The sequence below is a fragment of the Haloprofundus halobius genome, from assembly GCF_020097835.1.
Taxonomy (GTDB): Archaea; Halobacteriota; Halobacteria; order Halobacteriales; family Haloferacaceae; genus Haloprofundus; species Haloprofundus halobius.
Genome location: NZ_CP083666.1, coordinates 1,631,194 through 1,645,289, shown reverse-complemented (window position 1 = coordinate 1,645,289; position 14,096 = coordinate 1,631,194). Strand labels below are relative to the sequence as shown.

The following is a 14,096-nucleotide window of genomic DNA, read 5'->3' as shown; positions in this document are numbered from 1 at the left end:
CCCGTCCGGTATGGAACGCGTAGCGATTATCGGTGCGTCGATGACCCGTTTCGGGCAGCGCGACGCCTGGATTCGCGAGTTGCTCGCGGAGGCCGGGCAGGCCTGCCTCGACGACGCGGGCGTCGCACCGGACGCGATAGATCACCTCTACGTCTCGAACATGGCGAGTGGCGAGTTCGAGGGTCAGACCGGCATCCCGAACGCGCTCGCACACGACATCGCGGCGATGCCGGCGTACACCGCTCGCATCGACCAGACCTCCTCGTCGGGCGGCGCGGGCACCTACGCCGCGTGGCAGTCGGTCGCCTCCGGCGCGAGCGAGATGACGCTGCTCGTCGGCGGCGAGAAGATGACGCACCGGACGACGGCCGAATCCACGGACGTCATCGCTTCGCTCACCCACCCCGTCGAGTACAAACACGGCGTCACGCTCCCGAGTTTCGCCGGACTCACGGCGCGGCTCTACCTCAACGAGTACGACGCCCCCCGCGAGAGTCTCGGCAAAGTCGCGGTGAAGAACCACAGAAACGGCGTCGACAACCCCCACGCGCAGTTCAGAAAGGAGGTCGACCTTGACACCGTGTTGGAGTCGCCCGTCGTCGCCGACCCGCTCCGTCTCTACGACTTCTGTCCCATCACCGACGGGAGCGCGGCGCTCCTCTTCTGCCCCGAGTCGGCCGCCCGCGAGTACACCGACGAGTACGCCGTCGTCTCGGGTATCGGCGGCGCGACGGACACCCACGTCGTCCACGAGCGCGCCGACCCGACGACGATGAGCGGTGTCGTCAACTCTAGCGACATCGCCTACGAGATGGCCGACCTCGGTCCCGAGGATATCGACGTGGCGGAGCTGCACGACATGTTCACCATCCTCGAGTTCCTCCAGTCCGAAGACCTCGGCTTCTTCGAGAAGGGCGAGGGTTGGACGGCCGTCGACGACGGCGTCACCGACCGCGACGGCGACCTCCCGATCAACACCTCCGGCGGCCTCAAGTCGAAGGGCCACCCCCTCGGCGCGTCGGGCGTCGCGCAGGTGTACGAGATCTACAAGCAGCTCACCCGCGACGCCGGGAAACGACAGGTCGACGCCGACACCGGCCTCGCCTGCAACGTCGGCGGCTTCGGCAACTGCGTCATCACCACGATTCTGGAGGCGGAACGATGAGCGAGAACCCACCCATGGAAGCGGCACGATACTCCGACGGTAGCATCACGTACCCGCCACATCCCCTCGGTCCGGACGGCGAGGAACCGGTCGGCACCGTCGACCTGAGCGAGTACACCGCCACCGTCGTCACGTGGACGACGAGCACGGCGACGCCGCCGGGCGTTCGCGCGCCGAACTCGCTCGCCATCGTCGAGTTCGACGTCGACGGCGAACCGGTCCGCGCCATCGGCCAACTCGACGTCGACGGCGAGAGCCACGAGGTCGAAATCGGCGACGAGGTCGAACCCGTCTACGCCGCGGAACTCCGCGACCCCGACGCCGGAATCCGCGAGCGGGAGAGTCAGGACTGGGACGGCTACCGGTTCCGGCCGATCGAGTAGTCCGGCGAGTTCAGCACTGCTCGGCGCAAGCCGCCGTCGCGTCGGCGTCGACGGTGAGCACTCCGCAGCGGTCGTCGCACCCGCAGTCGACGACCGACACCAGCGATTCCACGTCTCGCAGTACGGAGACGAATCGCTCGCCCGCCGGCGTCAGCGCGTACCGCGTTCGCGGCGGCGACGACGCCTCGACGGTTCGACTGACGAGGCCGCGACAGCGCAGTTCCCCGAGTCGTTTCGAGAGCGTCTTCGCCGTCACGCCGTCGAGTTCGCGGCGCATCTCGTTGAACCCCGCGTCTCGCTCCGAGAGCAGCCGAAGCACGTGTAGCGCCCACTTCCCGCCGAGCGTCTCGTGGAGTCCGTGCCAGAGCGTCTGCCAGTCCTCGGCGTCCGCGTTCGTCATTGGGGGCCGATACGCGCCGACGGCGGGTAAACGTGGCCGACCGGTTTCCGCGCAGAAACCAGCTTGATGTCGATACACTGTCCGATATATGTCGACAGCGGACAGAGGACCACTCGTGACATCCAACGACTGTACCGAACGCAGTTGCTGTGCGGAATCGACTATCGAACGCCGAGACGCCTGCTCGTCGTGCTGCACTCCCTGCTGTTGCTGCTGACGTGAACGTTTTTGAGAGAAGAAGCGGCCAGCCTTCCGCGTGAGTTGACGAGTCGCGCACGACGGCCGAGGCGGGAGCACGGTGGCCCGTCGCGCGCTCGGTTCCACCGTCTGTTCGCCACTTCTGCGCCGAGTCGCTACTCCTCGTCGTCGTCGGATTTCGGTTCTTCGCCGCGCTCCGCCCGCTCGACCTCGTCGCGAATCGAATCCAGTTCCGACTCGATGTCGACCGTCTGTGTCTCGTCCGTTTCGTCTTCGGACTCCTCGCGCTCGTCAGCGTCGTCGGCACCGTCGCTCTCCTCGTCGCTGACGGCGATTCTGACCGCCCCCTCGTCCAGCGTCTCCTCGCGTCCGTTTCGTCGCGCTCGGTCGTCGGTCGAGCGACTGCGCCGTCGGTCCGCGTCGTCCGTCCGCCGCTGTGACTCGGCGAGACGCTCTTCGATATCTCTGGAGAGCTGTCGTGCCTCTTCGACGATGTCGCGGGACTCGCTCTCTTCGGGGAGGTTCGCCTCCGAGAGCGCCCGCTGAAGCTCGGTGAGCGCGCGCTCCAGTCCGTCGACGGCGACGCGGCCCACGTCGTCGGCGTGTCGGCGCGTCGTCTCGCGGGCGCTTTTACTCTCCTCGCGTATCGCGCGCTCGGGATCGGCCAGACGAAGCAGTCGCCGAAACAGTTCGAGCGCCTGAATCGTCGCCTCCAGCGTCGAGATGACCGTCGGGATGGTGTACTCCTCGGTGAAGCGGAGGATGTCTCTCGGCGTCGGCGGTTCGAACGGTCGGCGGCGGGGCGTCCGCTCCTCGCGGAGTTCGGCTCGGAGCTCCGACAGCGTCTCCTCTAACTCCGAGAGGAGTTCTTCGAGGTCGTCGTCGCGGCGGCTCATACGTTCACGTTGCGTAGCTGAGGGGAATAAGGCTTCGTCCGGACGGCAGCGATTCGAGGCGGTGACAGCGACGCAATGGACCGACTGTCAGTTACGCGCGGCGGTACTGCACCGGCCAGTCGACGTCGACACCGAGTTTCTCGGCGGCGTGGAGCGTGAAGTACGGGTCTCGGAGGTGCTCGCGGCCGACGATAGCGAGGTCGGCACGCTCGTTCCGGATCAGTTGGTCGGCCTGTTCGGCCTCGGTTATCTTTCCGACCGCGCCGACGGGTATCTCGCCCTCCTCACGGATGGACTCGGCGAACTTGACCTGGTAGCCCGCGCCCGTGTTGGTGATCTGCTGGTCGGGGTGGATACCGCCGGAGCTCACGTCGACGAGATCGGCGCCGGCCTCTCTGAGCAGCGGCGCGAGACGAACCGACTGTTCGAGGTCCCACGACTCACGGTCCGGCAGCCAGTCGGTCGCCGAGATGCGGACGAACACCGGCTTGTCGTCGGGCCACACGGTTCGAACCGCCGAGGTGACCTCGCGGACGAGCCGCGTGCGGTTCTCGAAACTGCCGCCGTAGTCGTCCCCTCGAGTGTTGATGACCGGCGAGAGGAACTCGTGGAGGAGGTAGCCGTGGGCGGCGTGGACCTCGGCTATCTCGAAACCGGCGAGGTGCGCGCGTCTGGCGGCCTCCGCGAACTGGTCGACGACGACCGAGAGGTCATCCTCATCGAGCGCGTGCGTCTTCGGGTACGACTCCTCGCGCGGCCACGGTTCGTCGGTCGGTCCGTACACCTCCCACCCTCGCTCGTCGGGTGAGATGGGGCCGCCGCCGTCCCACGGTCGATGCGTGCTCGCCTTGCGACCGGCGTGGGCTAACTGAATCGCCGGGTGACTCCCCTGCGAGCGGATGAACGACGCGATGGGCGCGAGCGCGTCGGCTTGCTCCTGCGTCCAGATACCGAGGTCGTCCGGCGAGATTCGTCCCACCGGCGAGACTGCCGTCGCTTCGGTCATCACGATACCGGCCCCGCCGACTGCTCGACTCCCGAGGTGGACGCGATGCCAGTCGGTGGCGACGCCGTCCGGCGAAGAGTACTGACACATCGGCGAAACCATCACGCGGTTCGGAATCTCGGTCCCTCGAAGGGTCAGCGGGCTGAACAGCGAATCCGTCATCAACGCCCTCGTTCGAGGCCATCCACAAAACGCCTACCGACTCGCGTCGGTGTCGCACCCACAATGTTTATTGTACACTCCATCGTTTCTTTTCGAATAATGAACACCCCCGGGCAAAATTCCTTCACCCGAACGCTCTCGGAGTTGAAACGACAGGGGTGCAACATCCTCGTCGTCGGATCCACCGCTCCCGACGCGCGGCAGTCACTCACGCGACGCCTTCTCGGCGACGCCACGGTCGAGTCGCGCAAGCGGCTGTTCGTCTTCACCGACGGCGTACACACGCACGAAAATCTCGGTAACGGCCCGCGGGACGCTGACTCGCTGCGCGTGGTGACGCAGTCGGCCGTCGTCCGCGGAGCGTTGGCCGCCGAGAGTCTCTCGGGGTCGAACCTCGGCGGCCCCGTCTCCCGGGAGTACGTCGAAGCCGACGGCGTCGGGTCGCTCTCGTGGGCCATCGGCGACGCCATCCACTCGTTCGAGTCCGGAGAGTCGCTCGCCCCCAGCGAGTTGCGGCTGTGTCTCGACTCGCTGCAACCGCTCGTCGAAGACCACGGTGTCGGAGCGGTTCGACGTTTCGTCAGCGTCGTCGGCGGTCGAATCGACTCCGTCTCCGGGATGGCGCACTACCACCTCTCCTCCCCCCTCGACGACCCGGTCGTCGACGGACTCGCCGACGTCTTCGACGGTATCATCGAACTCCGGATGTGCGACGGCATCCCGGAACACCGCTGGACGTTCCCCGACCGGACGCTCCCGAACGACTGGATACCCGTCTGAGCCGAGGCGTGGGATTCCGCGGGGGTCACGCCTTCTCACCGGTGAACGTCGGTCTCAGAACCCGTTTAGGGCAACCAAAACCTATATTGCTTTAGGCTCACCTAACTCTATCCATGGCTGTCTCCGACGCCCGCGACGACGACTCCGCCATCCCTGCGGAGCCCGAGTTCTCCGTTTCGGCGTGTCAAACCTCACAGAACCGAACCGTATTCACCGAAGACGGCAACAACGACGGCTGGATAGCGACTGACTACACCGTCGTCCTCCAGCGGTAGCCCGCTCTCCGGCGTCAACTCCTGGTGATGCGTCCTCTTGGTACCTGACGTCGGTTGCCCCTCCCCGGTTGACGCCCGAGGCGGGCCTCCGTTTTCACTCCCCGCTCCGTTCAGTCTCCGCTGCGTCTCGCCTGCGCTCTCGGTCGACGACTGCGCGGCTATCGGGCGGGAAAAATGGAGAGAATGGTCCGGTCGGCCGACTGCTCTCGTCTCAGTGCGTCGCTTCTTCGAGCACGAGCGTGTCGTCTTCGAGGTAGTGCTCGATGTGGTGGGCGTCCTCTTCGACTTCGACCAGAATCCGTCGGAGAATCTCCTCGGTCGCCGGGTCGCCGAGGTTACCCGCGAGTTGGATGTGCTCGCGCATGTCCTCGATGATGTCACCGTACATCTCGAGGTCGTTCTGCAGCGACGTGCGGACGTCGTAAACGTCCTCACCCTCGAACTCGACGGTGGCGCGCTCTTCCTGGTTCGACGGACCAGCGACCGGGACGCCACCGAGTGCCTGCGCGCGCTCGGCGATGATGTCGGCACCCTCCTCGACGTGTTCGTACGCCTCCTCCAGGAAGCGGTGGAGTTCGAGGAACTCCGCGCCCTCGACGTTCCAGTGGTGCTTCTTCAGTTGGTGGTAGAGCACGTACGCGTTCGCGAGGTCGGTGTTGAGCGCGTCGATGATCTGCTCGGCTTTGTCCTTCTCGATGCGAAGGGCCGTCTCCTCGACTTCGTCCGCCGGCTGACGAACCGTCTTCTGCGTACTCATAACACTCCATTGTACGGACGCCACCCACTTAAACCTTGACTCTGGGAAAATCATTTTTCGGCTTTCCAAAAAATTGTTTCACAGAACGTCACCATCCTGTCGCATTGGACCGAAATTCGGGACACAGTCGCGGCCTCGCCGTGGGGTGCCGACGACCGCGACCACGTCGGCGACGCTCACTCCTCGTAGATGCCGACGAGTGCCCGCTGTTCGGTGAGGACGTCGGGGTCGAGGTCGGCGACGAGGTCGCGGTCGTCTCGGCTCAACGAGGCGGCGACAGTCCCGTCGGACTTGACGACGGCCGAGCGTCCGGCGTACTCGGCGTCCGACTCCGGGAGTCGCTTTCGGCCGGTCCGTCCCGCGCCGACGACCCAGCGCACCCCGTCGAGCGCGCGTGCGCGGAGCAGCAAGCCGCCAGTTCTCGCTGTACGCCGCAGGCCACGCGCCGACGACGAACAGCGCGTCGACCCGATCGCGGGTGAACGCCGCGCTGTCTTCGACGAAGTTCAGTTCGTAGCAGGTCACGAGTCCGGTTCGGCCGACGGGCGTCCGGACGATGGTGCGCTCGCGGCCGGCCGCGAGCACGGTGCGCTCGTCGCCCCAGAGGTGACGCTTTCGGGAGACCGTCACCGATCCGTCGGGACGGACGTAGGCGATCGCGTTGTACAGCGTCGAGTCGTTCCCTCCGCCTGTGCGGCTCTCGGCCGCCTCCACGAAGCCGCAGAGCAGCGCGAGATCGTTTCTCGCCGCAATGTCGCGGAGACGGTCGAGTTCCGGTCCGTCGCGGCCGAGCGCGACGGATCGAACGCGGTCGTCGACGACGAAGCCGGTGAGCGCGTACTCTGGGAATAGCGCGACGTCGACCCGGTCGGCGAGCGCGTCCGCTCGCTCGGCGACGTGGTCGAGATTCGCCGCGACGTCGAGGTCTCGGACGGTCGTCTGAACGGCTGCGACGGTCGTCATGGACCGACTCTCCGCCGAATCGGCCAAAGTTTCTGTGATTCGCTCGGGCTGATAGCCCGCGATAGATGCATATAGTTGGGTGTGTTAAATTGACATGCTGGTCGTTACCACAGTACGTTCGGCCGGCATCGTGCGGCCGCGAACGGCGCGGGTTCGTCATGGTCCCGCGCGGGTAGGGTCGCGGCCGCGGTTTCTCTCTGTCGTGGGGGGCAAAGGGAAACGCTCTTTTGGCGCACGCGCGGAGATTCCGCATATGACTGACGGGGACGACGAGACGCCCACCGAGGCGACCGACGGGGAGAAAACACCCGGCGAAGAGGAGGCCGCCGACGAGAGCGAAACGACCGACGAGAGCGGAGAAACTGACGGCGAAGAAGAGACAGTCGACGACGAGGAAACCGACGACGAGGAAACCGACGACGAGAAGTCGGCCGCGGACGCATCGTCCGAGGTCACGGCCGAGGGCCTCGACGAACGCCTCGACGCCGCCGAGGAAAAACTCGACGCGGCGGAGACGGAAGCCGACCTCGACGAGGTCGAACAGACGCTCGACATCATCGCCGCCGACCTCGAAGCCGCGGACCTTCCGGAACCGGACGAGGACGACGACGACGCCGAGGACCCCCGAGAGGAACTCGAATCGCGCCTCTCGGACCTCCGTGACGACCTCGAGTCCCAGCGCGGGCCGTACGCCGAGGACGTCGTCGGGAACGTCGAGGAGGCGAAGACGAAGATCGAGGAGACGCGCTGGACCGACCGCGGCGAGGACGAGATCGCGGAGGCCGTCGAGTCGTTCCTCGACGCGGTCGCCGACATCTTCGAGGAGGACGACGAGAGCGACGCCGTCGTCGACGCCGCCGTCTCCAGCGGCGACGAGAGCGACCTCGTCTCGTCGCTCGACGCCGTCGCGAAGACCGTCGAATCGGCGTCACTCGACCCCGACGACGACGAGGAGACCATCGCGGCACTGCTCGAAGCCACCGAATCGCTGGAGTCGGACCTCGAAGACGCCCAGGAATGGGACGACCTGGAGACGCGCGAACAGCTCGAAGCCGAGGGGTTCTACGCCGTTCTCGGCCACTACAAGGACTACCCACCGGAGTGGAGCGCGTTGAAGGAACACGAGAAGCGCGGCAACGTCGAGATGGTGCTGCTCGCGCTCGACAGCCTCCAGTCGGACTTCATGGAGGAGCACTGCCTCGAAGCCATCACGCGGATGAACGACGCCCGCGCGTTCGACGCGATGCACCAGCGCGCACAGAAGCGCGACAAGCCGAGCATCAAAGCGCTCGGGAAGATGGGGTCGGGCGCGCTCGACGCCGTCGAGACGCTCGTCGACTACGTCGACACCGACAAGGACCCGGCGCTGCAGAAGGTGACGTTCAAGGCGCTCGGCGAAATCGGCAGCGAGGAAGCGACCCAGCCGCTGGCAGACAAACTCGTCATGGACAACGACAACGTCCGGCCGCACGCCGCGCGCGCGCTCGGTCTCATCGGCGACACGCGCGCCGTCGACCCGCTGACCGACACGCTCGAAGACGACGCGAGTCCGAACGTCCGCGCGAGCGCCGCGTGGGCGCTCCGACAGATCGGCACCGAGAAGGCGCTGAAGGCCGTCGCGGACCACTCCGACGAGAACTCGTTCATCGTCCAGCACGAGGTCGACCGGGCGAAGCAGTCGCTCGAAACAACGCCGCCGACGGCGTGAGGGAGTGGGCGGTCGCAGTTTTCACGCGAGGAACGTCGAGAGGAACAGCAGCGCGAACCCGAGCGCGATGGAGAAGCCGCCGACGCGCCCGAGCCACGTGTGCTCTCGAACCTCCTGTGGCGAGATGTCGATGGTGTAGCCGTTGAACTCCGGATCGTACTCGACGTACGTCGGTTCCTGAAAGAACTCCATGAAGACGAGCGCGCCCCCGAGCGCGCCGAGGGCGTAGCCTGCCAGTTCGAGACCGGTTACGAGATCGACGGTGACCATGAGAGTCACACCGTCTGTCGAAGGCAAAAAAACACCGAAGCGAACGTTTATCCGCGGAGACGGGACCATCCCGTGTCGTGTCTCGACGCCTCGCGGTCGTCTGCTGTCTGCTCGCCGTCTGTGCGGGAGTGGCGTCGCCAGCGCCCGCCGCGTCGACGCTCGACGTCCCGGCGAACGCCTCCGCGGCGTCGAACGACGCCTCCGGTCGTATCGTCGAACTCTACCCGAACCCCGTTCGCGACGACGATGTCGGTGAGTTCGTCGTCGTCGAGACTGGGGGAGGAGGGAATTGGACGCTCTCCGACGGGGAGTCGACCGTCGCGGTGCCGCCGTCCGACCGCGTCGCGCTCGCCGCCGACCCGGAAGCCGCGCGGAACCTGACCGACGCGCCGGTCGTCGAGGGTGCGCTCTCGCTGTCGAACGGGGGCGAACGTCTCGTCCTCAGCCGCGACGGTCGCGTGGTCGACGCGGTCGTCTACGACAGCGCGCCGAGCGGCGAGCGGTGGCTCCGCGACGCCGACCCGCACTGGCGGCCGCGCGGCTTCGAGCCTCGGCCGGTCGCCGAGACGGGGCCGGTCGACGCGACGGCGTTCGTCCTCCCCGACTCCTCCGACGTGCCGGTCGACACGCTCCGAGACGCCGACAGTCGACTCCTGCTCGCGGGCTACACGTTCTCCTCCGAGCGCGCAGCGGCGGCGCTCCGGCGAGCGAACGACCGCGGCGTCGACGTTCGCGTCCTCGTCGAGGGGGGGCCGGTCGGCGGCGTCTCGAAGCGTCAGGCCCGCCTGCTCGACGACCTCGCGGCCGCAGGTATCGACGTGCGCGTCGTCGACGGCGAACGCGCCCGCTACAGCTACCACCACGCGAAGTACGCCGTCGCCGACGACAGCGCGCTCGTGCTCACCGAGAACTGGAAACCCGGCGGCACCGGCGGCCGCGACAGCCGCGGGTGGGGCGTCCGCGTCGACGACGCGGCGACCGCGGACGAACTCGCGGCGGTGTTCGAGACGGACGCCGGGTGGCGCGATGCGAAACGATGGGCGGAGTTCCGACGCAACGCGACGTTCGTCGACCCCGAATCGGCGGACGACTCGTACGCGGGCGAGTTCGGATTTCGGTCCGTCGCCGCCGAGCGCGTGCGGCTCCTCACCGCACCCGGGAACGCCGAGGGTGCCGTCGTCGCCGAACTCGACGGGGCCGAGGAGTCGATAGACGTGCTGCAACCGACCGTCGGCGGTCCTCGTCAGCCGTTCGTCCAGGCGACGACGCGGGCCGCCGAGCGCGGCGTTCGTGTCCGAATTCTGTTATCGAGCGCGTGGTACGCCGAGGAGGAGAACCGCGCTGTTGCCGACCGACTGAACGAGTGGGCCGACCGGAACGACGCGCCGCTGTCGGTCCGCCTCGCCGACCCACGAGGAAGATACGGGAAAGTTCACGCGAAAGGCGTCGTCGTCGACGACGAGACGGCGCTCGTCGGCAGTCTCAACTGGAACAACCACTCCGCGCGCGAGAACCGGGAAGTCGTCGTCGCGCTCGACGGCGCGGACGCGGCGGGATACTACGCGGAGGTGTTCGCGGCCGACTGGCGGGCCAGCGGCGACGGTGAGCGGCGGCCGTTCCCCGTCTGGTTCGGCGTCACCGTCGTCGCAGCCGTAGCGCTGGCTGTGGTCGTGGGAGCGAGAGAGATCGAGTTCGAGTGAGCGGTACGCCGTGAGCCGACGGGCGACCGACCGGCTTCAGTCCAGCGCGGCGGTGCTCGACAGTTCGTCGTCGATGTCCGCTTCGGCCATCTTCTCGACGAGGCTGTCGATGACCTCCTCGCGCATGCCCTTGACGAACTTGATGGAGCCGACGACGAGGTGGCCGCCGCCGGAGACGCCGCCGCCTTTCACCTCGTCGTTGAGTTCGGCGACCATCTGCGGGATGTCGAGGCGGACGCCGTCCGAGCGGAGGACAGCGAAGTCCGGCCCGTAGCCGATGGTGATGACGGGTTCGCCCGTCTCCCGAACTTTGCGGTCGTGGAGTTCGCCCGTCGTCTTGCCGGGTGCGGGGTAGGTGAAGCGGTGCGCGAAGTTGTCGAGGTCGACCGTGTAGAGGTGGACATCGCTCTTCAGGCGCTCGTGTTCGACGTGGTCCTCGACGGCGTCGAGTTGGTCGTCGACATCGCGCTCGGCGCTCGCCGAGAGGAACTCGACGAGTTCCTGATGACGAGCGTCGTCGTCACAGCCGACGTTGAGCACGTCGTTGACGAGCGCTTTGCCCTCGCTGTAGCGCAGCCAGTGGGCGGTGTAGTCGAGCGCCTCGCCGATGTCGCCGAGGTCCTCGCGGTCGTAGCCCTGCGTTTCGGCGAGTTCGACGAACTCCTCCATCACTTCGGCCTTCGAGCGGTCCGCGAGTCCGGCGACGGCGGGGACGTGGCGGAGGTCGTCGGTGATGTCGGGATCGATCATCCGCGCGAGTTCGACGCACATCATCCCGGTCGTGATGCGGTAGTCCTCGTCGTACAGATAGGGGTTGACGTGCGCGTCGAGCAGCGGTTCGACCGCCTCCGGGTCGGGGTGGTGGTGGTCGACGACCGCGATTGGCATGTCGTAGTGCGCGAGGTTCTGGTAGGCGGGGACGTCCTCCTCGGTGCTCCCGTTGTCGAGCATCAGGAGGAGGGGGAGCTTCTGGCCGTGGCGGGCCTGCCCTTCGAGCGCGAAGTTGAGGTCGCGCGTCACGTCCTCCATCTCGTAGAACGGCGCTTTGCTCGGCAGGCGCTTGAACAGGTGGAGGGGAGCGTCGGCGTCCTCGTGGACGTCGGCGATGTAGTTCTCCAGCGCGAGTTGAACCGGGATGGAGGCGCACATCCCGTCGCCGTCGGCGTGGTGGCGGACGCGAATCGGGCGACCTTCGAGTACCGTCCGGCGGAGCAGGCGGGCGACCTCCCGGAGGTCGTCGCGAAGTTTCTCGAACGCGGGCCACTCGACGAGCGGGTCGACGGTGTTCGGTTCGGCGCGCTCGGCCATCGCGTCGTCGAGGCGTTCACGGACCGTCTCGGCGCGCTCGCCGTCGAGTGAGGTGAGCGAGGAGACCTCCACCTGCGTCGTCCCGTCGTGGGTCTCGACCTGGCCGTCGATACGGACGAGGTCGTCGAGGTCGACTTCGGGGTACGCACGGACGCCCGCCTCGTCGAACGCGGCACAGGAGACGATGCCGGTGTCGTCGGCGACGTGGAAGATGGTCGGGCCGCCGGTCTGTTTTATCTGCGCGATGCGGCCTTCGATAGTCGCCTCGGTGCCGGTCGAAAGCGACGCGACGGACGTGATGTCGGGTTCGTGCTCGACGGTCTCGGTCCGGTAGTCGTCGACGTCGGCCTCGTCGAACGCGATGTCTCCGTTCGCCTTCACTTCGACGAGTTCGACGACGAGGCTGTCGCCGACGTCGTACTCGGCGTCGAGATTCGACTCGTGGACGAGTCCGGAGACGCTGTCGGAGACGTCGACGAAGACGCCGTAGTCGACGACGCCGTTGACGACGGCGTGGTAGCGCGCGCCCGTCTCCACGTCGGCGACGGTGCAGTCGGGAGCGAGGTCATAGACGACGGGTCTCGAATCCGACCCTGCGCCGGAATCTCCGGCGGTGTCATCGGTCATGGGCGTGCTACGTGGGGGTCCCGCCTTAAGCTTTACATCCTGTCCCGACAGGCCGACGTGCGGCGCGGTATGCGGCGTGTGGACTCGCCGTACGGCGCGCGGCGACCCTTCCGGAACCCTTAGAAGGCGACGGGTCGGAGTGTGTCCTATGCGGCTGTTCCGGTCGAGCGAGATCCTCGGCATCGCCGCCGAGACGCTCGAGTTCGCCCTCGAAGCCTCCGAAGAGACCCATCCCAACGAGTACATGGGGTTTCTCCGCGGCGAGGACGCCCGCGACCTGGGGCTGGACCGCGACGGCACCGTCATCACCGACGTGCTGGTGATACCCGGGACGGAGTCGAACCCGGTAAGTGCGACGGTCAAGACGAGTATGGTCCCCAACGACAGACACGCGGTCGGGTCGGTTCACTCGCATCCCAACGGCGTGCTCCGCCCGAGCGACGCCGACCTCGCGACGTTCGGAAGCGGCGACGCCCACATCATCATCGGCGCGCCGTACGGCCGAAACGACTGGCGCGCGTTCGACCGGGAGGGCAAGCGTCGGAAACTCGACGTGCTCGACGTCGACTTACCCGACGACGAGGCGTTCTTCGACTTCACCCAGGAGGACATCGACCGGGAACTCTCCGAGGACTCATGATACACGGGAACTTCGACGTATGACGACGGTAATCGCACAGGGCACGTTCGACCTGCTCCACCCGGGGCACATCCACTATCTCACCGAGGCCGCCTCGATGGGCGACGAACTCCACGTCATCGTCGCCCGTCGCGACAACGTCACCCACAAGGAGAAGCCGATTCTCTCGGACCGCCAGCGCCGGGACCTGGTCGCCGCGCTCGCCGTCGTCGACGAGGCGCATCTCGGCCACCGCGAGGACATCTTCGTCCCAATCGAGGAGATTCAACCGGACCTCATCGTCCTCGGATACGACCAGCACCACGACGAGGCGGCCATCGAGTCGGCGCTGGCCGACCGGGGTATCGACTGCGCCGTCGAACGTGCCTCCGCGAGAGAACCCCAGTATCCCGACGAACTACTCTCGACGGGCGACATCATCGAACGTATCCTCGAACGGCGCGACTGCTGAGCGCTCGACGTTTCGACCCGAACCGCATCGGCTTCAGGTTCGGTACCGGTCGCCGTCGCCCTCTTCGAGTATCCTTTCGACCGTTCCCCAGTAGTGACGAACCTTGTCAGTCGGTCGGTATCGCGCGCCGTACCCTTCGGTTACGGGTTCGAGGATGTCGTTCTCGACGAGCACGTCGAGGTGGTGACGGACCGTCTTGTAGTCGAGGTGGAGGTCGGCGGCGAACTGGTTGGCGTTGCGGGGTTCGTCGTCGGCGGCGACGAGGAGTCGAAGTCGGTTGTCGCCGCCGCGCGTGCTCGTGAGCACGTACCAGAGGACGGACTCCATCACCGGGTGAGAGTTCACCGACCGACCTAAACACATCGCCGGAGCATACAGGCTCTGCGAGGGGATGGCAACGCCCACTA

15 protein-coding genes and 1 pseudogene are annotated in these 14,096 nt (G+C 66.8%); 8 read left to right on the top strand and 8 right to left on the bottom strand.

What is annotated here, in order from left to right; genetic code table 11:
* Positions 1-10: 10 nt before the first annotated feature.
* Positions 11-1,165, top strand: a complete 1,155-nt coding sequence (locus LAQ74_RS08615) for a thiolase family protein (protein WP_224332151.1) — start codon at positions 11-13, stop codon at positions 1,163-1,165.
* Positions 1,162-1,548, top strand: coding sequence for an OB-fold domain-containing protein (locus LAQ74_RS08610; RefSeq protein WP_224332150.1), 387 nt, complete (start codon positions 1,162-1,164; stop codon positions 1,546-1,548). Before LAQ74_RS08615 ends, LAQ74_RS08610 begins: the two co-directional genes overlap by 4 nt.
* Positions 1,549-1,558: 10 nt before the next feature.
* Here LAQ74_RS08610 and LAQ74_RS08605 read toward each other — a convergent pair whose 3' ends face one another.
* The 3 genes from LAQ74_RS08605 to LAQ74_RS08595 form a co-directional block, all read right to left on the bottom strand.
* Positions 1,559-1,948, bottom strand: coding sequence for a winged helix-turn-helix transcriptional regulator (locus LAQ74_RS08605; protein ID WP_224332149.1), 390 nt, complete (start codon positions 1,946-1,948; stop codon positions 1,559-1,561).
* 353 nt (positions 1,949-2,301) lie between these two features.
* On the bottom strand, positions 2,302-3,042 hold the full coding sequence (locus tag LAQ74_RS08600) for a DUF7547 family protein (protein ID WP_224332148.1): 741 nt from the start codon (positions 3,040-3,042) through the stop codon (positions 2,302-2,304).
* A 91-nt stretch (positions 3,043-3,133) separates the two neighbouring features.
* Entirely contained in the window at positions 3,134-4,210 is a 1,077-nt protein-coding gene (locus LAQ74_RS08595) for an NADH:flavin oxidoreductase/NADH oxidase (protein ID WP_224332147.1), read from the bottom strand.
* Positions 4,211-4,309: 99 nt separating this feature from the next.
* Between LAQ74_RS08595 and LAQ74_RS08590 the strand changes: the two genes are divergently transcribed.
* Positions 4,310-4,990 (top strand): DUF7504 family protein, encoded by a 681-nt coding sequence (locus LAQ74_RS08590; RefSeq protein ID WP_224332146.1) that lies wholly within the window; start codon positions 4,310-4,312, stop codon positions 4,988-4,990.
* 113 nt (positions 4,991-5,103) lie between these two features.
* Positions 5,104-5,265 (top strand): hypothetical protein, encoded by a 162-nt coding sequence (locus LAQ74_RS08585; protein ID WP_224332145.1) that lies wholly within the window; start codon positions 5,104-5,106, stop codon positions 5,263-5,265.
* A gap of 211 nt (positions 5,266-5,476) precedes the next feature.
* Here the strand turns inward: LAQ74_RS08585 and dpsA are convergent, their stop codons facing one another.
* Both dpsA and LAQ74_RS08575 read right to left on the bottom strand, forming a co-directional pair.
* Complete coding sequence (dpsA, locus tag LAQ74_RS08580; RefSeq protein WP_224332144.1) at positions 5,477-6,022, bottom strand: DNA starvation/stationary phase protection protein DpsA; 546 nt, start codon at positions 6,020-6,022, stop codon at positions 5,477-5,479.
* A 176-nt stretch (positions 6,023-6,198) separates the two neighbouring features.
* A pseudogene (locus LAQ74_RS08575) lies at positions 6,199-6,985 on the bottom strand (carbon-nitrogen hydrolase family protein).
* A 253-nt stretch (positions 6,986-7,238) separates the two neighbouring features.
* Here LAQ74_RS08575 and LAQ74_RS08570 point away from each other — a divergent pair.
* Positions 7,239-8,693 carry a HEAT repeat domain-containing protein gene (locus tag LAQ74_RS08570; RefSeq protein WP_224332143.1) on the top strand — a complete coding sequence of 485 codons (1,455 nt, stop codon included), beginning with the start codon at positions 7,239-7,241 and terminating at the stop codon, positions 8,691-8,693.
* A gap of 21 nt (positions 8,694-8,714) precedes the next feature.
* On the opposite strand, the gene LAQ74_RS08565 is transcribed toward LAQ74_RS08570, so the two are convergent.
* Positions 8,715-8,963 (bottom strand): hypothetical protein, encoded by a 249-nt coding sequence (locus tag LAQ74_RS08565; protein ID WP_224332142.1) that lies wholly within the window; start codon positions 8,961-8,963, stop codon positions 8,715-8,717.
* A 77-nt stretch (positions 8,964-9,040) separates the two neighbouring features.
* On the opposite strand from LAQ74_RS08565, the gene LAQ74_RS08560 reads away from it, so the two are divergent.
* Positions 9,041-10,663 carry a phospholipase D-like domain-containing protein gene (locus LAQ74_RS08560; RefSeq protein WP_224332141.1) on the top strand — a complete coding sequence of 541 codons (1,623 nt, stop codon included), beginning with the start codon at positions 9,041-9,043 and terminating at the stop codon, positions 10,661-10,663.
* 36 nt (positions 10,664-10,699) lie between these two features.
* On the opposite strand, the gene han is transcribed toward LAQ74_RS08560, so the two are convergent.
* Positions 10,700-12,598, bottom strand: a complete 1,899-nt coding sequence (han, locus tag LAQ74_RS08555; RefSeq protein ID WP_224332140.1) for a Hef-associated nuclease — start codon at positions 12,596-12,598, stop codon at positions 10,700-10,702.
* 148 nt (positions 12,599-12,746) lie between these two features.
* Here han and LAQ74_RS08550 point away from each other — a divergent pair, with 148 nt between their 5' ends.
* Positions 12,747-13,238: a Mov34/MPN/PAD-1 family protein gene (locus LAQ74_RS08550; RefSeq protein WP_224332139.1), complete on the top strand. Its 492-nt coding sequence runs from the start codon at positions 12,747-12,749 to the stop codon at positions 13,236-13,238.
* Between the two features lie 19 nt (positions 13,239-13,257).
* Positions 13,258-13,689 carry an FAD synthase family protein gene (locus LAQ74_RS08545; protein ID WP_224332138.1) on the top strand — a complete coding sequence of 144 codons (432 nt, stop codon included), beginning with the start codon at positions 13,258-13,260 and terminating at the stop codon, positions 13,687-13,689.
* Between the two features lie 33 nt (positions 13,690-13,722).
* On the opposite strand, the gene LAQ74_RS08540 is transcribed toward LAQ74_RS08545, so the two are convergent.
* Positions 13,723-14,016 (bottom strand): winged helix-turn-helix domain-containing protein, encoded by a 294-nt coding sequence (locus LAQ74_RS08540; protein WP_224332137.1) that lies wholly within the window; start codon positions 14,014-14,016, stop codon positions 13,723-13,725.
* Positions 14,017-14,096 lie beyond the last annotated feature (80 nt).